At 46.4% G+C, this 21,161-nt stretch carries 22 protein-coding genes; 12 read left to right on the forward strand and 10 right to left on the reverse strand.

All coding sequences use genetic code 11. The features are described 5' to 3' along the window. Nucleotides 1-33: 33 nt before the first annotated feature. From ACK8OT_RS18005 to ACK8OT_RS18015, 3 genes are read right to left on the reverse strand one after another with little or no spacing between them, the layout of a single operon-like run. A complete protein-coding gene (locus ACK8OT_RS18005) occupies nt 34-357 on the reverse strand; it encodes an AzlD domain-containing protein (RefSeq protein ID WP_410197889.1) in 324 nt (107 codons plus the stop codon). Beyond that, nucleotides 354-1,100, reverse strand: a complete 747-nt coding sequence (locus ACK8OT_RS18010) for an AzlC family ABC transporter permease (protein WP_410197890.1) — start codon at nt 1,098-1,100, stop codon at nt 354-356. The genes ACK8OT_RS18005 and ACK8OT_RS18010 overlap by 4 nt, the downstream gene beginning before the upstream one ends. Further along, on the reverse strand, nt 1,097-2,059 hold the full coding sequence (locus ACK8OT_RS18015; protein WP_410197891.1) for a bifunctional helix-turn-helix transcriptional regulator/GNAT family N-acetyltransferase: 963 nt from the start codon (nt 2,057-2,059) through the stop codon (nt 1,097-1,099). Before ACK8OT_RS18015 ends, ACK8OT_RS18010 begins: the two co-directional genes overlap by 4 nt. 218 nt (nt 2,060-2,277) lie before the next feature. Here ACK8OT_RS18015 and ACK8OT_RS18020 point away from each other — a divergent pair, with 218 nt between their 5' ends. The 5 genes from ACK8OT_RS18020 to ACK8OT_RS18040 all read left to right on the forward strand — a co-directional run bounded on the left by ACK8OT_RS18020 (nt 2,278) and on the right by ACK8OT_RS18040 (nt 7,532). Further along, nucleotides 2,278-3,708, forward strand: a complete 1,431-nt coding sequence (locus ACK8OT_RS18020) for a TackOD1 domain-containing metal-binding protein (RefSeq protein WP_410197892.1) — start codon at nt 2,278-2,280, stop codon at nt 3,706-3,708. Next, complete coding sequence (locus ACK8OT_RS18025) at nt 3,701-5,059, forward strand: glycosyltransferase family 2 protein (protein WP_410197893.1); 1,359 nt, start codon at nt 3,701-3,703, stop codon at nt 5,057-5,059. The genes ACK8OT_RS18020 and ACK8OT_RS18025 overlap by 8 nt, the downstream gene beginning before the upstream one ends. A gap of 101 nt (nt 5,060-5,160) precedes the next feature. Beyond that, complete coding sequence (locus ACK8OT_RS18030; RefSeq protein WP_410197894.1) at nt 5,161-6,282, forward strand: HlyD family secretion protein; 1,122 nt, start codon at nt 5,161-5,163, stop codon at nt 6,280-6,282. Nucleotides 6,283-6,467: 185 nt separating this feature from the next. After that, complete coding sequence (locus ACK8OT_RS18035; RefSeq protein ID WP_410197895.1) at nt 6,468-6,980, forward strand: chalcone isomerase family protein; 513 nt, start codon at nt 6,468-6,470, stop codon at nt 6,978-6,980. After that, a complete protein-coding gene (locus ACK8OT_RS18040) occupies nt 6,981-7,532 on the forward strand; it encodes a DUF3833 domain-containing protein (RefSeq protein ID WP_410197896.1) in 552 nt (183 codons plus the stop codon). It begins immediately after the preceding gene. On the opposite strand, the gene ACK8OT_RS18045 is transcribed toward ACK8OT_RS18040, so the two are convergent. Further along, nucleotides 7,529-7,771 carry a TIGR02647 family protein gene (locus tag ACK8OT_RS18045; RefSeq protein ID WP_410197897.1) on the reverse strand — a complete coding sequence of 81 codons (243 nt, stop codon included), beginning with the start codon at nt 7,769-7,771 and terminating at the stop codon, nt 7,529-7,531. The two genes, ACK8OT_RS18040 and ACK8OT_RS18045, sit on opposite strands and share 4 nt — an antisense overlap. Nucleotides 7,772-8,005: 234 nt before the next feature. Between ACK8OT_RS18045 and ACK8OT_RS18050 the strand changes: the two genes are divergently transcribed. Beyond that, entirely contained in the window at nt 8,006-8,635 is a 630-nt protein-coding gene (locus ACK8OT_RS18050; protein ID WP_410197898.1) for a hypothetical protein, read from the forward strand. A gap of 9 nt (nt 8,636-8,644) precedes the next feature. Here ACK8OT_RS18050 and ACK8OT_RS18055 read toward each other — a convergent pair whose 3' ends face one another. Then, on the reverse strand, nt 8,645-10,030 hold the full coding sequence (locus ACK8OT_RS18055; RefSeq protein WP_410197899.1) for a hypothetical protein: 1,386 nt from the start codon (nt 10,028-10,030) through the stop codon (nt 8,645-8,647). Nucleotides 10,031-10,434: 404 nt separating this feature from the next. Continuing rightward, nucleotides 10,435-11,286: a Tim44 domain-containing protein gene (locus tag ACK8OT_RS18060; protein ID WP_410197900.1), complete on the reverse strand. Its 852-nt coding sequence runs from the start codon at nt 11,284-11,286 to the stop codon at nt 10,435-10,437. A 208-nt stretch (nt 11,287-11,494) separates the two neighbouring features. Between ACK8OT_RS18060 and ACK8OT_RS18065 the strand changes: the two genes are divergently transcribed. Next, nucleotides 11,495-11,896 (forward strand): hypothetical protein, encoded by a 402-nt coding sequence (locus tag ACK8OT_RS18065; RefSeq protein ID WP_410197901.1) that lies wholly within the window; start codon nt 11,495-11,497, stop codon nt 11,894-11,896. A gap of 7 nt (nt 11,897-11,903) precedes the next feature. On the opposite strand, the gene ACK8OT_RS18070 is transcribed toward ACK8OT_RS18065, so the two are convergent. Then, a complete protein-coding gene (locus ACK8OT_RS18070) occupies nt 11,904-12,791 on the reverse strand; it encodes a LysR substrate-binding domain-containing protein (RefSeq protein ID WP_410197902.1) in 888 nt (295 codons plus the stop codon). A gap of 176 nt (nt 12,792-12,967) precedes the next feature. On the opposite strand from ACK8OT_RS18070, the gene ACK8OT_RS18075 reads away from it, so the two are divergent. Further along, a complete protein-coding gene (locus tag ACK8OT_RS18075; protein WP_410197903.1) occupies nt 12,968-14,494 on the forward strand; it encodes a DUF3360 family protein in 1,527 nt (508 codons plus the stop codon). 197 nt (nt 14,495-14,691) lie between these two features. Here ACK8OT_RS18075 and ACK8OT_RS18080 read toward each other — a convergent pair whose 3' ends face one another. Then, a complete protein-coding gene (locus ACK8OT_RS18080; protein WP_410197904.1) occupies nt 14,692-15,261 on the reverse strand; it encodes a TetR/AcrR family transcriptional regulator in 570 nt (189 codons plus the stop codon). Nucleotides 15,262-15,575: 314 nt separating this feature from the next. On the opposite strand from ACK8OT_RS18080, the gene ACK8OT_RS18085 reads away from it, so the two are divergent. From ACK8OT_RS18085 to ACK8OT_RS18095, 3 genes are all read left to right on the forward strand, one after another. Continuing rightward, complete coding sequence (locus tag ACK8OT_RS18085; protein ID WP_410197905.1) at nt 15,576-16,211, forward strand: glutathione S-transferase family protein; 636 nt, start codon at nt 15,576-15,578, stop codon at nt 16,209-16,211. A gap of 257 nt (nt 16,212-16,468) precedes the next feature. Further along, the gene (locus tag ACK8OT_RS18090; RefSeq protein ID WP_410197906.1) at nt 16,469-17,557 is read left to right on the forward strand and encodes a hypothetical protein; all 1,089 of its coding nucleotides are present in this window, start codon (nt 16,469-16,471) and stop codon (nt 17,555-17,557) included. 255 nt (nt 17,558-17,812) lie between these two features. After that, nucleotides 17,813-19,789, forward strand: coding sequence for an NERD domain-containing protein (locus ACK8OT_RS18095; protein ID WP_410197907.1), 1,977 nt, complete (start codon nt 17,813-17,815; stop codon nt 19,787-19,789). A 243-nt stretch (nt 19,790-20,032) separates the two neighbouring features. Here the strand turns inward: ACK8OT_RS18095 and ACK8OT_RS18100 are convergent, their stop codons facing one another. Together ACK8OT_RS18100 and ACK8OT_RS18105 are read right to left on the reverse strand one after the other, a co-directional pair. After that, nucleotides 20,033-20,323, reverse strand: a complete 291-nt coding sequence (locus tag ACK8OT_RS18100; RefSeq protein ID WP_410197908.1) for a hypothetical protein — start codon at nt 20,321-20,323, stop codon at nt 20,033-20,035. Between the two features lie 104 nt (nt 20,324-20,427). After that, complete coding sequence (locus ACK8OT_RS18105; protein ID WP_410197909.1) at nt 20,428-20,877, reverse strand: substrate binding domain-containing protein; 450 nt, start codon at nt 20,875-20,877, stop codon at nt 20,428-20,430. A 19-nt stretch (nt 20,878-20,896) separates the two neighbouring features. On the opposite strand from ACK8OT_RS18105, the gene ACK8OT_RS18110 reads away from it, so the two are divergent. After that, nucleotides 20,897-21,103, forward strand: a complete 207-nt coding sequence (locus tag ACK8OT_RS18110) for a hypothetical protein (RefSeq protein ID WP_410197910.1) — start codon at nt 20,897-20,899, stop codon at nt 21,101-21,103. The last annotated feature ends 58 nt before the right edge of the window (nt 21,104-21,161 follow it).

Raw genomic sequence — 21,161 nt, forward strand, 5'->3', positions numbered from 1 at the left:
CAAGTTGGCGCACCCTGGTAGGTGCGCGTGGTATTAGATAAGGTGATGATAAACCATAAAAAAGCCAAGCCCTAACGCGATAGTTAATAACAAGTTTCGCGTTACAAGGGCGATCACAAAAGCCACCACCCCTGCCACTAAATAACTGTTTTGCCAACTGAGATCGACATTGCCTTGGGGCAGCACGAGACTCGGCACTATGATCGCCGTTAAAACCGTTGGTGGCACATAGGCGAGGGCTTGTTGTAAGGGTTTGGGCAGTTGCATCTTGCCGGCCACAGCGAACATGATAAAGCGGATCGCAAAGGTTACCGCAAACATGCCAAAGATAAGAATAAGCTCTTGATTTGAAGTCATGATTTTGCCTCAGCTGGGTGAGTTGGGAAGACTCGCGAGATCCAGTAACCGACACCAATACCCGCTAGCGCAGCTATAATTAAGCCCATTTTATTGGGCAAGTGAGCACATGCTAGGGACATACCCGCAGCCACTACCACGGCGCTGATCATGGCGCGACTGTTTAAGTAAGGCACAACCATGCCAATAAAGGTCACCGACATGGCAAAATCTAAACCCCATTGTTCCACGTTGGGAATTGCCTTGCCTAAGATCAAGCCGATAATGGTACAAAGCACCCAATTGCCGTACATGGCGGTCATCGAGCCTAAATAAAACCAATGTGCTTTTTTGATGTCTGGCTGCTGATAGCGGCGGCTAACGGCGGCAAAGGTTTCGTCTGTTAAGCCAAAGGCCATCAAGGCGCGCATGGCTAAAGGTAAATGTTTGACTTGTTCGACCAAGGCGGTGGCATAAAGAATATGGCGCAGATTAACCACTAAGGTAGTGACAATAATTACGCTGGGGCTGGCTCCGGCCGCTAGCAGACCTAAAGCGATAAATTGTGCCGAGCCAGCGAACACGATAATCGACATGGCGAGGGTAGCGGCGATGGAAAGGCCACTGCTCGGCGCTAAGGTGCCAAATAAGATACCAAAGGGAATAGCCCCTAAAATCAGCGGTAAGGTAGCGATAGCGCCGGCATTAAATTCTTTACCGGGGGCTTTGCCGGAGTGTGAGTGTGAAATAGACATTTCCGTCATGCGATACCTTTTATGCTAAGTGTCATATAGCGATCCGCTCTTGGGTAAATAGATTGTCCATCTGGATGAGGTTGGCATTGAAATCCGAGATGTTCATATAAGGTCATGGCCTTGGTTAAACCGCTATTGGTTTCTAAATAGAGCGCCGTTTTATTCAGTTGTTTCGCTTTGTTAATGGCTTTGAGCATTAACTGGCGACCGATACCGCGGCCTTGGAACTCGGACTCGACGGCCATTTTTGATATTTCCATTTGCTGGCCCGCGTCTCTCAAGGCTAAGGTGCCCACGACTTGGGTGCCGATCCGAGCAAAGAAGATATAGCCCCCTGTTGCTAAGTAGTATTGCTCTGGGCTAAATAGGGCTTGCTGGTCGGTCTCTGTCAGCTCACCATTGAAATAGCGCTCAATCCAAGCCAAATTCAAGCGAGTAAAGTCGGCCTTGTATTGGCTTTGCCAGTTTTCTAATTCCAGTTGCTCGGGCAATTGTTGCAGATCCTCTAGCACGCGCTCGGTTAGGCTGAGTTGCTGCAAACATAGTTCAAATTCTTCGATGGCGGCCAATAGCGGGTGTTGCTGCTGTTGCTGAATTAGCTCTAAATGCCATTGAATTTGCTGCCAAATCGGCTCTGCCTGTTGGCTAATCACCATGGATTTTTCAGTGAAAGCCAGCACCGACACGCGTTGATCATCTGGGCTGGGTTGTTTAACCAGCAAATCGGCTTGGATCATTTTTTTGGTCATCTTGCTAATGGCAGGATGGCTGACTCCCAGCCTAGTCGCTGCTTGGGTCACACTGACCGGTCCCTCTTTGGCAATAAGCATAAATAACGGAAAGAAACTAGGATGCAGGGCGATGCCTTGCTGCTGATAAATATCTTCAACTTGCTGCATCAATACATCGGATAAGCGCTTAGTTCTGCTGCCAAGGGATAAACTGCCAAGGGTTTTTAAGTAGTCCATTATTTATGTTTGTATTTACGTAACTGGTTACGTAAATATTATTGGCTTATGTTGATTAAGTCAACGCTTCTGAATTTGTGAGAAAAAATCTCGATATTTGAGTGGTTTAATCCATTTTCTCACGGCCATCTTGGATTTCCCGACTAAACTAATAAGAAGATCAACAGATAACTTTATTAACGGCTTTGGAGTTTGTTTACCGTTGCAAGGAGGCGCCAATGTCAAATTCATCCAACCAGTTACCTGCATTACTTTGTGTTGATGAGACAGGTGAGGCGTCTGTTGAAGACAATAATAAGCCAACCATTTTATGTCTAGGTGAGCCAGAGCAAATCTATTCGGCGCGGTTTCGAGTTCAGGTGGTGGTGAACATGACCGCGTTTTTTGATGCGTTGGCCGAGCCAACTTTAGTGGCTATCTTGTTGTGTCAGCACGGCGCTGATGAAGCGTTACCTGTGATCCGCCAGCATCCCAACTCGGCGCTCAAGTTGGTTTTTTCTAATTTGCCATGTCGTTTTCCCTTGGATGGCAACTTGCCCGATGAAGCCGCCTTGATATCCGCCTTAGATAAGTGGCAGCAGGCTTATCAAAGCTATCCCGAACTGGAGCGAATGCAAAATCCGCAAGATCACTTGTTGGCCTATTTAGCCCTGCGGGGCGAGCAGTTACTGCTACCCGAGCGCGATCTGAGCTCGGCATTTAGTTACCGTTATCCGTTGATTGAGTTGTTTGATTTAGGCGACAGTTTGTTCTTTTTACGCCAAGCCATGCGTGATGAGTTATTGGCTCCTGTTAGCTTGTTAGACCGCGTGCGTCAGTGCACTCACTGCGGTCATAATAAATTGAATTATATTGATCTTTGTCCGCAATGTAGCAGCCTTGACATTAAACAGCAGTCTGCCATTCACTGTTTTACCTGTGGCCATGTGGGCGAGCAGCAAACCTTTATGGACGGTGGACGCTTGGTTTGCCCTAATTGCTTAACGGCATTGCGCCACATAGGTACGGATTATGACAGGCCGTTAGAAAATATGGAGTGTAACGATTGTGGGGCTTTTTTTATCGAAGCTAAGGTGGTTGCTCGTTGCTTACATTGTGATCATGAAAACGACCCCAGCGACTTAAACATAGCGCAAATCCAATCATTTAAAATTACCGATAAAACCAAGTTCAGACTAAGAGTCGCTTTAGATCAGCGTTTTAGCTTAGATTTGGGTGAGCAAGTATCTCGCGATTACTTACACTGGCTGGTGGATTGGCAGCTGGGCTTAAGTCGTCGTCATCAAATTCAGTTTGCCTTGCTGTGTTTAAGCTTTAACCGAGTTGAGCAAGCGGTGGAGCAACTCGGTGCGGCGCAAGTTTACCGAGTGATTGCCCAATTAGGTACGCAAATTAAAGACAGTTTGCGGGTGACGGATGTGATTTGTCAGTATCAGGATCATAGCTACATTTTACTGCTACCCAATTTACCCTATGAGCATTTGGCAGTAGTGCAACACAAGATGCAGCAATTATCGTCCTTGGTGCAAGGCACCGATGCCTTGGCCATGGCGGTGGCTTTATTTCATGCGCCAACCGAGCTTGCAGAAGGCGATAATGCCGAGTTTTTGCTAACGCGCTTGTTGTCTGAGGTGGCTAGCCATGTTTGACGGCCTTAGTGCCCTTTGGGGCTTTTTAAGTCAAATTTGGCTTAGTGCCTTTATCGATGGCCAGCGCACTGCTTTCTTGTTGCCGGCCTTTATTTTTCTTGAGCTGTCTCTCTTGCTGGTGGTGGTGTTTGGCGTGTTGCATTGGTATCGCCACCGCCACGCTTTTTTGCGGATGCCGAGCACTTATGCGCCGCGGGTCTCGATCATCATTACTTGTTATGGTGAAGGGCGCGATATCGAAAAAACCGTGTTGAGTTTTGCCGAACAAATCTATGCTGGCCATATCGAAATCATTGCCGTTATTGATGGCGCGAAACAGAATTTACATACCTATCAAGCAGCGATGAGCTGCCGCCGTTGGTTTGTACAAACCAATCGCAACCAAGTTATTCGTTACCCCAATCGTAGCTACCGCGTGTTACCTAAGTGGCAACGTGGCGGGCGAGTCTCTACCTTAAATGCGGGGCTGCATGTGAGTCGTGGTGAGATCATCATCAATGCCGATGGTGACACCTCATTTGATAATCAAACCGTGGCTTTGATGGTGAAACATTTTCAAGACCCCAATGTGCCCGCGGTAGCAGGGGCATTAAAGGTGCGTAATCAAGGTGATAGCTGGGTCACTCGGCTGCAAACCTTAGAGTATATGATGTCGATTCAGTGTGCTAAAACCGGCTTGGCGCGCTGGAACATGGTGAATAATATTTCGGGGGCGTTTGGTGCCTTTCGGCGTGATTTTTTACGCAAAATTGGCGGTTGGAATACCCATACTGCCGAAGATCTTGATTTAACCATGCGGATCAAAGCCTATTTTGGTCGCCACCCTAATTTATACATTCCCTTTGAGCCTCATGCGATTGGCTTTACCGATGTGCCCAATACGTTTAAATCGTTTCGCCAACAACGCTTACGTTGGGACGGAGACTTGTTGTTTTTGTATTTGCGCAAGCACAAGCAGAGCTTTCGTTTACGCCTGCTGGGGTTAAAGAACTTCATTTTTACGGTGATTTACGGGGTGTTGCAGGAAATCATTCTGCCGTTTTTGATCTTTCTGTTCACCATCTGGCTGTTTGTGATTTACCCCGCAGGCTATGTCTGGGGGGTATTACTGTTTGTTTATTTACTCTATTTAGGCCAAGCCATTTTGTTGCTTAGCTTGTATTACTTTTTGATTTCGGAGCGTCGCGAGCAAGAATTGTGGATTTTTCTCTGGTCGCCGGTTTATCCCTTATTTGCCTTCTTTCGCAAAATGTGGGCCATGGTGGCCGCCATGTATGAGTTGGTTGGCCGCGGCCATGAAGAGACGACGATGGCGCCCTGGTGGGTGATTAAAAGAGGAAATAAGTTTTGAGTAATAAAAAAGTGCAGTGCCAGCCAAGTATGGCGCTGTCTGAGTTGGGGCTGCTTAAGCAGACGGTTTTCGTTTAGTCATTGATCAACAAAGGGGGCAGGATGGACATTAAGTTTTCGGTACCAAAGCAACGTCAGCCTGATGTCGATAATGGCGTCAAGGTTATCTATGCCTCGGATAAGCGTAAGGTGTTTAAGTTGCGCTGGTATGCCATATTACTGGTGGTCATCAGTCCTGTGGTATTTATGTTGTACCAACTGGCTAACGACACCATTATCGTCAAGGCTAAGGGGCTGTTAAATACCGATGCGGCCATTTTATATACCAGTGATAGAGCCAAGATTGAGCAAATTTTAGTACAACCGGGACAGCAAGTGGTGGCGGGTCAAGCCTTGATGCAACTATCCAGCGAAAGTCTCACGGGTCAACAAGCCTTATTGGCCACCGAGTTAGCAAGTTTGCATAATCGCCAACAAAACCGGAATTCGGTCTTGTTAAGAAGTTTAGAAAAAGCGCTAGCGGCGGCGCAGGAAGGGTTGGCCGATCAACGCGCCACCTTAGCTAAATACAATGCATTGCGCCGTGAAGGCGTACTGAGCGAAGCGGAAATGGCGGAGATCCGCAATCAATATACCCAAGCGAAGATCTTAGTCCACGACCGTCAATATGCCCTTGATAATGCCAAGCGCGAGTTTTACAACGAATCGATTACGGGCCCTGTTGCCAGCTTGATGCGCGATCTCAGTCAGCAAAGTAACTTGCTGCAACTGCAGCAAAATGCTTTAAATTTGGTGGCCTCAAGATCGGGGACCGTGCACCATGTGTTTGTTAAGGAAGGAGATATTGTTACCAACACAACTCCCTTAGTATTGTTAAGCCAAATCGAAAACCAACAAGTTATCAGTTATTTACCGCCAAAGTTTTTGGACTATTCCCATATCGGCCAGCACGTGACTATTATCTTGCCTAACGGTCAGACGGTAGCGGGTCAGGTTAGTGCGCCGACCGTGATGGCGGCGATGATCCCGGATAGCTTGAGCACGGCGTTTCAGCGTGATAATGCCGCCCTTGAAGTGACCATTAAACCCGAGCGGTTAATTGATGCGCAAATCGAAAACCTACCCGTGACGGTGCGCTTTCACTTCCAAGGGGCTGAGCAAGGAGAATGGCTAGAACGAGTTAACAACTGGTGGCAGCGCTGGTTGAACTTGTTGTGGAGCTAATCGTCTTTTGGATAAGCGATATCGTATGAGTCATTATTCATAAGATATTCATTGGCTAGCTCCATTAACCAGAATTGAGGTTAATTAAGATCTTCCACCAAGCTTTGTTCGTAATAATGCTACACAGGTCAAGTGTTAGCCTTGTTAAGTAAGAACATCGGCAAAATGAGTGGAGAGAAGATCGAATGAAACGTCGAACAATCGCAATCATAACTGCGTTTTGGCTTGGACTAATGGCCGCCAGTCCTCTTAGCGCCTCTCCTATACAGGGGTTAAAAGCGGTGGGCAGTGGGTCGATGGATTGGTTGTTTTTTACCTTATACGACGCAACGTTATACAGTCCCTCTGGGCGTTATCAGGCGCAGCAGTATCCTCTAGCGCTGCAAATCGAATACCGTAAAAACATTGCCAGTGAAGATTTGGTCATCGCGACTAAAGAGCAATGGCAGCATCTTGGTCTAAATAACCCACAACAATCTTCGTGGCTAGCGCAATTGGCTAAGCTTTGGCCTGATGTCAAAGAGGGCGATGTGCTTACCTTTGTCGCGGACTCATCCAGTGAGGGGCGGTTTTACTTTAATCAGCGCTTGCTTGGTCAGGTTGAGGGCGGTGATTTTGCCACGTCATTTATCGCCATTTGGCTATCAGAGCAAACCAGTCGCCCCAGTTTGCGCAAACAATTAATAGGAGCACGATAAATGCGTATTTTAGCCTTACTTATGGCGAGCTTGATGCTATTTGCTTGTAGCAGCCAGCAATTAAGTGATTACGACAACAAGCAGCCGTCACTCGACCTTAGGCAATTTTTTAGCGGTGAGTTAGAGGCATCCGGAATCGTGATTGATCGCTCTGGCGTGGTTACTCGCACCTTTACTGTTGAGCTACTGGGTAGCTGGCAAGGCAATCAAGGCGTGCTAGAAGAATGGTTTGTATTTGATGATGGCGAAAAAACAACTCGAACTTGGCGCATTACCGATCTTGGCAATGGCCAATACACGGGGACCGCTGGGGACATTATCGGCACCGCGCAAGGGCGCAGTAACGGCAATGCTTTGCATTGGGTATATGATCTGGTGTTAACCGTGGATGGCACCGAATACCAAGTGGAATTTGATGACTGGATGTATCAGGTGTCTGATCGAGAAATTATTAATCGCAGCAAGATAGTAAAATGGGGCTTTGAGGTGGGTGAAGTGATTTTGTCTATTCGCAAGCTAGACGCCAAGCCTAGCTTGCAAGCTAATGATTAGCGCAGTGAAAGTAGTAGCGCTTCTAAATGTTCGGCGGTGGTCACGCCAAGGTCGGTTAGATAGCCACCGTCATCGCGGGTAATTAAGCCTTTATCAAATAGACGCTTGGCGGCAGCAGCAAGTTCGGGAGCGCAATCACTGTGGATCTTAATGCCCTGTTCGTGATTGTCGGTATTAAAACAAGAGAGGATCTTTAAGTCGTTTACTAATTCAACTGAGATAATGTCAGCACCTTTCATATATATTCCTCAATAAGCTAAAGGGTTGTATACCCAAACCAACTCAAGGTGCTTGCTCAGCGAGAGGTTGCTTGGGTATAGCCACAGTAAACAGTTTAGCCGCATAAAACGCTGTGCTATGTCAAAAATTACCAATAAGCTGTAACTATTCACAATTATTCGTAACGCTATTTGCTTCTATTGATAGGCTTATATACGTTAATAGCCATAGCGAGTTTAAACAGGGGTAAGAAAATGCAGGATTTGACGCCAGAGCAAAAAACGCAGGTTTTAATCGACCATTTTGGCTTATCTACCTCAGCTAAGGATGTGGGGTTTATCTTACCTGATGGTCGCATGCTCAACCTGCAGCGTTGGTATCCCGATCGCCGTCGCAATCACGTTGATGCGGTGTCTGTTTTGTATGGCCCACCTGAATCGGGCAAACAGTGGAATGAAGTTGATTTGATCAAGCTGATGGCCGAATTACGCTTATTGCGCTTTTGCTTACGTGGTGAAATTCATGCCGCTAGCCCGCCAACGCGCAATCAAATTCGTAAATTGTATTCCTTGGTGGCATATCGCTCTAATGTATTTGAAGTGCTTATCTCTAATGCGCAAGGGGCAACCATGGCGCGCTCTGAACTTGTCTCGCCAACAATGGAGAAAATCCTCAAGGTGTTCCAAATCTATTCCGACAATGCGGTGCATTTAAGTGAGGATGAGTTTGGCATTGAAGATCGCACCAACCATTACAGTTTTGTGTTTCGGCCCAATCAGCAAACGGTCGGACGTTACCTGAAAAACTCTGGTGTGGTAGAAATGAACCCTTTATTTGATCAGGCTAAGCCGCTGTTTATGAAGTTATTGGAAGACTATAAGTAACAGGCTCGATTATTGCGGCTCAGTGTACGAGCCTGCGTGCTCGATATCGACGATGCCGGAGCGGTTTAAGGTGATTTTGTAGCGCTCAAATTGTGCTTGTTTGCTGTCTTGATCAATGGCGACGACAATATTGATTTGGTAGCGCCGCTCAATCGAGGTCTTTTGGATCTTATCGTTATTTTGTTCATATAACTTGCCTTGGCCGCGCTCTAAATAGCGGGCAAAGGGGCGCAAGCTGAAGATCAGGTTTTCTTCTAAGGTTTCGTAACCGGGCTGGAACTCGGCATTGGCCACTTTAGTTTCTAGGCGGTAGTGCAACAACACCGCACTTTGCTGGTTTTGGGTGTGACGACGGGCCAGTAATTCTTTGGCTGCTTGGGGCAACTTGGCCGAGCGAATATAGTCGAGCCAAACCCGCTGTTTAGCCATGTCTGTTTGACTGACCGAATCCTTTAAGGTGCGCAGCCATTTCGGTTTACCTCGGCGGATCCAACGCCAGAGAATATTACGAAAGTCTTCTTTAAATACTTCACGCACGCCATATATCACAGATAGGGTTAATATCATCGCCGAGGTGAGCCCACTTAAGGCCCCTTGGGTTTTGATGATCAAGGTAAGCACCACTATCATCACCAAGGAGGTGGCGACGCCGGTCACCACTTTTTTGGTGATATTACCCAGCGCTGTAGTGTGTTCACGAAACACCACGCCGTGTTCAATCAAGCGGCGCAACAGTCGCATTTTATTGGAAATACGATTGGGGTCGTTGAGCGTGGCGCTGGAGTTGTAGTTGAGATCCAAGCGATATTGGTTTTCTTGCTGACAAATTTCTAATAAATCAGTGCGCTGCTGGCTGTAGTCTGATTGACGTGGTTTTTTTGCCAACATCGCCAATAAGGATTGTTCTGTGTACCAAGAGAGATAGTTATCCACATTTTCAAAGATGGAATTAAATTTAACGTCATTGGGGGCGTTGCGGCGTAGCTTCTTCAGTATGGTCACGCTGTTGGCCGCCAGCACTAAGGCTGCGTCGTAAAAAGCGTGAGTATATTCGCTATCTTCTAATACCAAGGCTTCGGCAATATCTGTGTCTAAGGCCACTATGTATTGGTAAGCAAATAGATTTAAGTTGGTGCGGTACTCTTCCGGTGAACGCTTCATACGGCTGGCAAAACGGGTATGCAACAAGGGTAAATGCAAGCCTTGGGTAAAATAAGCCCGTTGGCCGGTAATGCCAGAGTTAAAGTAATCGGTTTCGCTGAGGGTGTTACGGTTGATCCCCATTTCCTTCGGCAGGGAAAAGTAGAGATCGAGCCGACGCAGTTCACCCTTAGCTAACTGATGGGTGAGCTTGATGGACAATTTTTCGTGTATTTTAAAGCTAAGTGGCTGCAATCAGTGCTTCCTCCCAAATTAGTTCAATTATATACCCAAGTTACTTCAAGATGCTTGTTCAGCGAGAATTTGTAGGCTGTTAGGCGCGACGCTGATTTGAGACATAGTCATTCTACGTTGAAAATCAGCAACAAAGCATAACAGCCTACAAAACTCGCCCTTTGGGAGCCGCTCATTCTGTTCATTTTGTCGTTAAAAAGCCTCGAAAGGGAATGCCATTCCTTCGTCTTTTTGCCTCAAACTGAACAGAATGAGCGGCTCTGAATCCTGCATCTTGAAGTGTCTTGGGTATAAACAATGGGATAGTAAATAGCTTCGGCAATTATTGTGAGAAACACATGTTCTGGAAAACAAAAAAGCCCCAGACTTGGGGCTTTGGCAAATGTGTCATTCGATAGGTCGGCTTATTGCTCGATACCTACGATTAACCAAGGTGCGTTGGCTTGCGCTAGGTTGCGCTCTAAATGCCATACTTCTTTAATGTCTTCTTCAACACCTTCTACCGTGTCACGGTAACGGCCACTGAACTTAACGCTCACTTCGGCTAGGCTCGCATTGTGAGTTGCACGTACCAGCTCGGCATCAAGGAACATCACTTCGGTATGCTGCGCCCCTTCAAGTTCACGACGTTGCTGACTTAGCTCGTTGTATAGCTCAATCGACACGTATTCTTGGATCTTGCTTAGGTCGTTGTCATTCCAAGCTTGTTGCAGGGTTTTGTAGTGACCGCGAGAGCCTTCTAAAAACGCTGGTAAATCAAAGCCCGGTGGCAAATCAAATGGGACATCACTTGCCGCTTGAGCAAAGCCGCTATTGCCGCTAGTAGCAAAACCACCTTGGTCCGCTTGCTGGCGGAACTGGTCTTGGCTGGTTGGGCCAGAGGCGTAAGCGGGGCGCTGCTGGGCGCCGGCTTTTGATGCCATGACCGCGCGGAAAATCTTAAACAGTACAAAGGCAACCAATGCAATGATCAAGATATCCATGATTTGAATATTCTCAAAGCCACCGCCCATAAATAGCGCCGCTAATAGACCACCCGCTAATAGACCGCCAAGCATGCCGCCCATTAGGCCTTTTTTACCTGGGTTAGCAGCCGGAGTGGCAGCCGGTGTAGATGGGTTTGCAGGCTGTGCTGGTGCCGTTTTGTGGCTTTTACCGATAGATTTACTGCCGCCGAATTTTTTGGCTTCAACGTCTGGGCTAGTGCCTAGACCGACCGCAAAAATCAGCGCGAACATGATAAAAAACTTTTTCATTTGTAGGGTTTTCTCAATTTTTATAGAGGTAAAATCATCATAGCGTTAAGACATTATATGTCAATGAGCAAATGCGCGGCTGACCTCGGTTTAGCTTACCTATGGCCTTAGAAAAAACGAGTCGTTTTCATAAACTTATGGTTCAATTTTTGCATTGATTGAAAGCGTTGCAATCAAGTGAACCAGTTGGGTTAGTAAGGAGAATGATGTGAAGGTTTCAGGCTACAACTCGATGAGCCAAATGGAGCAGGCTAAGTTGGCACAAAAAGCTAAGGAAGCAGTCAAAGAGCAAGCCAACACGGATGACCTTAACAAACCCGCTGGCGAGACGACAACGCCAGAGGCGGATAAGGAGGAGCCTACGCAGGAAACCATTTTAGAGGGTATTCAGCGTGTTAAGGAAGAAATGAACAGCGTGCGCTACAATCGTGAGCTAACAGATGAGGTTAAAACACAACAGCTCAGGCCACTACAGCAAGAGCTAGACGAATTGGTTAATAGCATGCAATTAGCCATTAAAAGCTTTGCTAATCAGAAAACCAATGAATTATTCGGTTTTAATGCCAACCAAAGTAACAAGGTCGGCACCTTGTTCGATTTTCTTGCTTAAGGCTACCCTAGCGAATCAGGCGCTTGGCTTCCTTAATTAGGCAATCTCGGAGCGGATCATCGTTCATCTCTTTATGCCAAATAAACGAAAAATGACGCTTCAGGCTTAATCCCTTGATATTTAATGGCTTTAGAAGGCCGTGTTGAATATCGTGGGCGCAGCTGCGCAGTGGCAAACAACTGAGATATTCACCCGCTGCAATAAGCGCTATCAGGGTTGGGATATGATCGTATTCTTTAATAACATCTAAATGCTCAAGCTTGCCAAAAATGGCGGCATCAAATACGTCACGGGTACCGGAGCCGGATTCGCGTAATACCCATTTACTGGCTTCCAGTTGACTGTAGCTGACTTCATCTTGGCGCGCATAAGGGTGAGTGGCCGCCGCCACTATAATCAGCTCATCGTCACACCAGAGTGATTGGTGAATGCGGCTGTCATCACAGCGACCTTCAATAACGCCAAGGTCGATATTAAAGCTGCGCACATCTTGAATGATTTGCTGGCTATTTTTTACTTCAAGTTTCACTTGGATTTGCGGAAAGTTGCTATCGAGGTTGCTGATTAAGCTAGGTATCAAGCTTTCGGCAACCGTTTGACTGGCGCTCAGCTTTAATTGGCCGCTAAGCGAATGCTTGGCATTGAGCCCCATTTCAATTTGATGGACATCTTGTAGCAACGCCTTGGCACGAGGTCTTAGCCATAAGCCCCATGAATTTAAAACCAAGCGTTTGCCTTGGCGATCAAACAGCAAGGTGCCTACCTGCTGTTCAAGTTGCTGCAACGCCATGCTGGCGGCAGATTGGCTGATTGCTATGCGGGTTGCCGCTGCGCTGACACTGCCTGTATCGGCGATGGCATCGAAAATAGCTATTTGTTTTAGAGAAAATTTCATATCAAAAAGAATTATATACCTAATCAGTAAAACTTGTTTAACTAATTTACCTGCGCTCCAGTAGTCTCTACAGTCACAGAATATCGGTATGGCAAAGGACTTTGCAACGGGTTTAGCAACATACTGCAATTCGTTACCGATAGTACAGTTTTTATCTTGAAATAGTCGAGGACGTTATGACTGACACAGCAAAACCAGATGCTGACGCAGGCAAATCATATCAGGAGCTACACAAGCCAGCTTCTGAATTTGCTTCACGCTCAGATTACTTAGATCATGAATTACAAATCATGAAACCACGCCGCTGGGGCTTAAACCTGCCGGGTCGTGATTTCCGATTTGAGTGGGAAGACTTAGTGCCAGCGATCGCGGGTACTATCGGTATTACCGTGATGTACTCGGCGGTAATGCAAGCGTGGGCTGCGGGCCTAACGGAAAAATGGGATCACGTTAACCTAGGCGCTGAGTTTGCTATCGCAGTCGTGCGCGTGGAAATGCTTATCCCTGCTTTACTATTCTGTATTATCAGTTCTGGCTTTATTAACCCGAAAGCGAACCTTGCCGGTAACCACGGCCCGATGATTCCGCTTATCGGTGCTATCGCGTTAGCGGGTGCTCACCCACTGGCCTTGGCAATTTTACTCGGGGTGTTCGGCTTGTTGCTCGCCTACTTTAAAGGGGGGTCAAAACTGGTTAACCTCACCAGTGATGGGGTTGCCGGTGGTTTGCTGGTGTTCCTCGGTTTTATGGGAGCAAAGAGCCAAATCATGTCGCTGTTTGACTGGTCGGCTGGCTTACAAAGTGCCCATGCCCTTGACTACAGTTTGAGCCACATCGCCTTTATTATCTTGGCGTTGAACGTGGTGTTGTATGCATACCTTGCCCGCATTGGTAAGCGCTGGTTAGCTATCCCATTGTGTTCGATTGCGGCTATCGTGATTGCCTTTGGCTTAGGTGCTGGTTTAGACCTTAAGTTTGTTACCGAGCCTGGCCTACCTAACCTAAACCCAGTTTACTGGTGGGGTTCTACCGAGACAGGTTGGCAGTTAGGTTTACCAAACCTAGAGCACTTTATTGCATCATTACCGTTCGCTATTCTAGCGGTAGCCATGTGGTCACCTGACTTCTTAGGTCACCGTATTTTCCAAGAGCTTAACTACCCGAAAAAGACCGAAGAAGTACTAATGGATGTTGATGACACCATGACGACCTGTTCGATTCGTCAAATGGTGGGTACAGCATTAGGTGGTGGTAACATTACATCAAGTTGGGGTACTTACATGATCCCAGCAGCGATTGCTAAGCGTCCTATTCCAGCGGGTGCTATCTTACTTGGTGCGCTATGTATTATCGTGGCGATTCTAGGTTACCCAATGGATGTAACTGTATGGCGTCCAGTAATGTCTATCGCATTGTTAGTAGGCGTGTTCTTACCGCTACTTGAAGCAGGTATGCAAATGGTTAAAGATACTAAGAGCAGCCAATCTGCGGGTATCTGTATCTTTGCAGCGTTTGTTGCTAACCCAGTGTTTGCATGGGCACTGACCATGCTATTGGACAACAACGGTCTAATTGGTGACAAAGAGCGTGCAACTAAACTGTCTTTCGCAGACCGTGTTGTGGTTCCTGGTTTAGCCTTCGTTATCTGTACCGTGGCTATGCTTGCAGTAGGTATGCTTCCCGGTATTCCTAAGCTAATCTAAGGATTTAGCTATGATCAAAAACCTTGGCCAAGTGCCAAGGTTTTTTTTTGCCTGTTATTCAATTACAGATGTTGTCTGACAGGGGATCAAAATACCTATCTAGGTCAATAAAGTAGTAATTTTATTACCTTGCTCGGCTTATTAGGCTTATCAGTATTGTTGATATAGGGTTTATTTATTCTTAACTAGTGCTCTGGCTAGCCGCAGGATCTATCACTGGTAAGACCCAATAAGTGGAGCGTATTACTGCGCGCCGCCGCTAAAATACTGGCCGTTTGAGTTTCGCTCTGCATTGTTCGAGCTAAGGCGACAGCACCTATCATGGTGATGGCAGCTTGCGTTGCTTTAACTTGGTCGACAGCCGAAGCCTCACTTAAGCGTTTTACTAAAGCATCAAAAACAAGGCCATAGCTATCTTTTGCCAGTTGATCCTCTAGCCCTATGTCAGAGATTAAGAATGCCAGCGGGCAAGGGCTTAGCTTGCCAGTGACATGATCCATCGAAAGATACAAGTAAATCACTTCCTGCAATGAATCGGCTTGTTGTTGCCGAGCCTGTGAAGAGTGTTGGGCAAAGAATACGATAGCCTCACAATAAAGGGCTTGCTTGGACGCAAAGTGATGATAAAACGCCCCCCGAGTGAGCTTGGCGTGCTGCATCACATCATCAATCGACACTTGCTTAAATCCCAGTGTGGTAAAAAGCTGTCCCGCGCTCTGCAAGATCCGCTGTCGGGTTTGCTGTTTATGCTCTATCTTCCACGCCATTTCGACTCCTTGCTAATACCAACTATCCTGATGGGTAACATACTAAATCAACATCAAAATATGTTCTTGAACATATTGTCATGGATTTTACTCTGGTAACCGCAAGCTAGGAGCTAGCTAAAAAACTTAAGCTTGGGTTAAAGGTATTTCAAATCGATATTGTATGGATAAGTAGCAAAACTTCGTTTTCAGGGATGAAAACGCAGAGCGTATAGGGACATATTCACCGCGTTTTTGCGGATTATTCATACAATATGGTTTGTCCAAAGCTTTGGTTAATTAATTTATGAGTCAATCCAATAAGAGGGTAAGGAATGAAAAAGGTAACTATTTACGGTGATCAGCGTAGTAACTTTGTGCGCAGCGTTGAACTCGTGTGTTTGCAAAAACAGGTGGACTATCAAATTGGTTGGCAGTTTCAAGATCAGTTAATCAAATGGAAAAGCCCAGCGCATTTTCAATTACACCCCTTTGGCCGCATGCCTATTTTGTTTGATGGTGATTTTGTGTTGGCTGAAAGCTTAGCCATCTGTCGTTATTTGGCGCAGCAACCTCAAGGGGCCCATCTGCTAGATGTTGATCCCAAACGACAAGCCTTGCAAGACATGTGGGCAACCTTAGCCGCAGGGGACATAGATAGAATGCTGATAAGACGTTATTTACTTGAGTTTGTCAGGATGGAAGGGTTAGTTGAAAAGCCAAATTTGGAACGCATGGCAAGGCATAAACCCGATGCCGAACACGCGATTGCGGTGGTAGAGCGACAATTACAGCAGCAAACCTACATTGCTGGCGACGCCTTTAGTATTGCGGACGCTTTATTGGTGCCGACCTTGCAGTATGTTACTCGATTGCCTAGTGAGCTAGCTGTTGTTTCTGCAACAAGTATTATCCATCAATATATCGAGCGAGTGCGGGCTATCGCTGGGTTTGAGCAGATTCTAAAGTGAAGTGAGACATGGCTCGCAATCTGGCGGCTTTCATTCTTGTTGGTTAATTTCTCTATATTAGTCTTATTGAGTGGGGGGGTATTTTCTGTTTTTGCTCTTCTTTCTGGTTTTTATTGTTTCATTGCTTGGGTTGTGCGGTTTTATTTACTGTGCCTAAGTATGGGTTATGGATACCGTTCGTCGCATTGAGCGGTTTTCTTGTTCCAATTGATTAAAATACACCCATATAAATACTCTAATCAATAATGGGCAAGGAAATGGCTAACAGGCTGTTAACTCAAGGACAGAAGCGTAAGCGCATTATTCAAATGTGCTGCACTTTAATTGCGGTGGTCGCCATCTTGATGGGCGTTTCGGTGCATGATAGCCAATTTAAACAAGCACAATCGCTATTGCTCTATCATCAGACGGCTCAAGGAACCATTACCGATCTTTATCAAGATGTTGAGCATTACCGAGGGCGAAACGGCAAAACCAAAACGCGAGATGTTTATTTTTTACGTTATGACTTTACGGTGGCAGAGCAGCTTTATTTTGGTGAAATAGCACTGACGCCTGAGCAATACACTGAAATTGCAGGTCAGCAACATATTGAAATTTGGTACCAAGCCGCTCAGCCCAGTGTCAACATGGCACCATTTAAACTCAATGAGCAACTGACTTCACAATCGACGGTGCGCCGGGCATTAAGGCTGGCCATGTTTATTATCCCTGCCTCCGTGCTCCTTTATTACTTGTTAGCATTTCTTTTTGCCCGTGAGCCTAAAGGATATTTGCCAGAAGGCTTCTATAGTGACAACAGCTGGTTAGATGTGGAAGATGGCTTTTTAGTGGTATTGAACGAGCAATGTTTATCAGCCTTATCCATCCATAAAAAACATCTGGATGAGGTGCAGCATTTATATCAAAACCAAGGCTCGTGGGAACAAATCTTAGCCACGGCTCATGGTAAGTTAAAAGAAATCCCTTACGCAGACATTACCTGCATCAGAAGCGACCATTCTAGTGATGTGATCACCGTTGAATACGGTGTAGAGCAAGTGGCAAAAATTGAATTTCTTAACCCGACAGTCAAAGCCCATGCGCTGGTGCGCTTACAGCGCTACTTACCGCAACGACTTATCTTGAACACGCATCATTTCAGTCGGTTTCGCTCGGTTCGAAATAGTCTAATCGTGATTGCGGTGTTGAGCTTATTACTGGCTTGGGTGAGCGAGCTTTGGCTGAGTGTAGTGATAGCGACCATTCTGTTGATAATGATTAAACACACCATAAGCCGCTGGCTTGATCCCACAGTGAGAAGCTTGTGGATCGATTTAAAATCGAATCGGCAAGTAGCTAATTAACTGGGGCTTTGGATTAGCAATATCGTATTAATCATCTGCAAAAACGCGGTGAATAATCCCTATACGCGCTACGTTTTCATCGCTGGAAACGAAGTTTTGCTGCTCATTAATATAATATCCAATTGGGCGCCTGCGGAAGCAGAGCTAAGGTTAAGTAAGCCCCCCTTTACGCCATAGCAAGTCTGTTATGGCGCTCCTGCTTTATGCTAAGCTCAAGCTCTCAATTTTTTATCTATAGCGACAGGGAAGTATGTCATGGCAAAACACATCAGCTTTGGTGATCCGGTTAACGATGCCGAGCGCTGGGCATTTAAGTTACTTAGCGACGAATTACCGTCTGAATATGTGTTATTAACCAATATTGAAATCCCAACGCCTTCTGGCCAAGCCCTTGAAGTGGATGCTTTAGTGGTGGGTGAATGGGGTGTGTATGTGGTTGATGTAAAGGGCTATATAGGTTGCCTTGAAGCTGGCCAACATGCTTGGTCCTTAGATGGACGCGATGTAGATAACAGCTTAGCCAAGGCCAACTATGTGGCTCGTGTTTTATCTGGCAAGCTTAAACATAAAATTCCGGTGGGAGTTTACGCTCCTTGGTGCCAAGGCATGGTGTTTGTGACGGGTCGCAAGGGCAGTGAAATTGCACTGGAAAAAAGCGATGGCTCCCTTTCTATTTATACCCCACAGCAAATTATCGCGGCCTTAACCAAGGAATGGGGGTTAACCGCACCGCGCAAATATCCGGTCACCCAAAAGCAGCGCGATTTAGTATTAGATACCTTGGGCCAAGTGGCGATAGTTGAGCAGCGCAACAACAAGATCCAAGATTTTGAGAAAACCAAATGCCTTTTTATTCAACACGGTTTAGAAGTATGGCAAGCGCAATATAGCCCGGGTGATTGGAGTGCGCCTTGGTTACTTAAAATTATCGTGCCGTCGGCATTTGATGATAAAGCCATGCAAGTTACTCACGAGAACTTATTGCGTAAGGAGTTTTATCGACTGCAAACCTTAGCGGGGTGTTCGGGTGTGCCTTATTGTGCGCCGTTGATCCAAGATGGCGAGCAACTCGTGTTGCCGGTGCGCATGCCTAAAGGCGAGCCCGTGCATGAGCTGGATCTGAGTCAGTTGAATATCAATCAAATTTTGGAAATCTTGCGCTGTGGGGTGTCGTCATTACAGCAAATTCATCGTCGAGGTATGACCGTGGGGGGTTGGGATCAACACTGCGTGTTTGTCGCTGATGACGGTGCGGTCGAGTTTATCGACATTAAAGATAACGTCGGCTTTAATGATGATATCAAGGCCTTCGCGGGGATCTTCCAGCAAGCCGCGATGGCGACACTGGAGCCACGCATTAGCCAGTGGTTTAAGCAGGCTGCCTTAGGCCGGATCAGTGATCTTGATACCATACGCTCTGATATTGCCGCCGTGATAGCGTATCGCCGGCTCTATCCCGATCCGGATATGGTGGATGTGAAAGCCGAACAGGGCGCAGTTATCGATCATCATTATCAGCTTGAACGCTTGCTTAATTTCACCCATGACACCGAACTGTGGAAAGCGCGCCATATTCAAGGTCAATACGATTGTGCCTTGTCGTTATACCGCAATGTCGACGCGCAATGGTTTCAATTGAGCAACCTGTTTCGCAGTTTATCCACGCTATATCACCCGCACATTGAGCGAGTGATTACCTTTGGTCAATTAGGTACCAGCCAAGACTTATATATCACCCGCGCTTGGATCCCCGGCCATACCTTAGATGAATTACCCGAGATAATACCGGGTCAGCCGATTCGTTGGTTTGTTCAATTGTTAACGGGCTTACAATACCTGCACAGTTTGGACATATATCATGGTGCTATTTGTCCTAAGAATATTGTCTGTAACTCGGTGCGCGCCGTGTTAGTGAACTTTGGCATAGGTTGGGATGTGGCGACCAGTCAATATGCACAGCAATACGCCGATCCAACCTTATGGCGACTTGAAGGCAGTGCGGAGAAAGACTTATATGGTCTCGTGGCTAGCTTTATCGATGTGTTATCCGACGATGGCTTGGCGGGTAAACACAGTACCGAGCAGTTGCTCGCCGTGGTGGATGGTTTTGACAGCGCCAAAATGGATGACAAATTAAAGCAGCTATGTCGCCAAGTGCTGAATTTTGAAATCAGCCTAACACCAGGGCAAAACTATATCGAACTGTTTGATATGCAAGATGTGCTTGAGTAGGAGCGGCAGTGATGCCGCAAAAAACGATATGCGACAAGGCCTAAACACGCTGTTTAAGCCAATGATTCGCGATTTAAAAATCGCTTTTACTCAAGCGCGTAGGAGCGGCTTTTAAGCCGCGAATAAGATATGCGACAAGGCCATAAATACGCTGTTTAAGCCAATGATTCGCGATTTAAAAACCGCTCCTACCGGGGTTGTTACTGCGATAAGTGCGGTTTCTGTGCCTATGCATATCAACGATTACAAAATCGAATTACTGCGGAATAAGGTACGTTTACAGCTAAAACAAAAATGCTTGTATCGGGGATCTGAATGGCAGCTAAGTGGCTGAAAAATAACCTTATCTGATTGGCAGTGATAGCAGCGGGCATTTTCATCATCCGTGGTTCGACATTCTGGGTGTGCAGCTAAATACTCAGCCAAGGTAGGTAACTTGCGCCAATAATCGTCATTTGGCTTGTTATAAAATGCAAAATAATAAATTGTCACTGCTATAACGGGGGCTAATATTGCTATCCATTCCATATTCATAAGTACTTTCCTTAACGATGAGTTTCACTATAAACTAAAGATCAGGACATAATATGTCAATTATTTCTGACATATTATGTCCTTGTTGTTGAAAATGAGCTTTCTTAGCCAAGCCCAACTTGGCTGAAATGGTCGACAATAAAATCGATAAATACTCGCACCTTGGCGGGTTGGTTGGCGCGAGAGGCATAATAGATTTGCGCGGGGGGTAACTTCACTTCGCATTCTGGCAATAAGGCGACCAAGCGGCCTTGATCAAGATAAGACTGAGCTTGCCAGCGCGCGACTAAGGTTACGCCAACCCCATAACTGGCGAGTTCACACAAGGCTTCAACATTGTCAACTATCACCGCGGTTTTACTGGGTTCAAAAAACTCAGTATCGCCTTGTAGATTGATATAGCGCCATGGAAATAGCTTTTGGCTGGTGGCCGAACGGTAACGAATACAAGGCAGCTGCTCGAGATCGGCAACACCTTGCGGCTGGCCATGCTGGGCTAAAAATGCGGGTGAGGCGACACAAATAATCTGCATATCGACTAGCTTACGCGCCATTATATTTACATCGTTTGCCATGAACGAGCGTTATGGCGCGCAAGCCGTGGCGCAAGGCGCGCTGCAATATGACGCTGATTTACGTCAGTGGTGGGACGCGAACGGCCTGACAGAGATGCCAAGTTATGCCGCCAGCACGGGACAGTATTACAGCCACATTTATTTTCCAACCGTAGCGCAAACCCTAGAGCAGCAAGGCTTTAAGTTTCAAGATGCCCTCGCGTAGGAGGTTTTTATATCGCGAATAATTAGCGACTTACGCGCTATTTCGCGGAATAAATTCC

It is taken from the genome of Motilimonas thetidivivens, from assembly GCF_046452435.1.
GTDB lineage: Bacteria > Pseudomonadota > Gammaproteobacteria > Enterobacterales > CBDFNC01 > Motilimonas.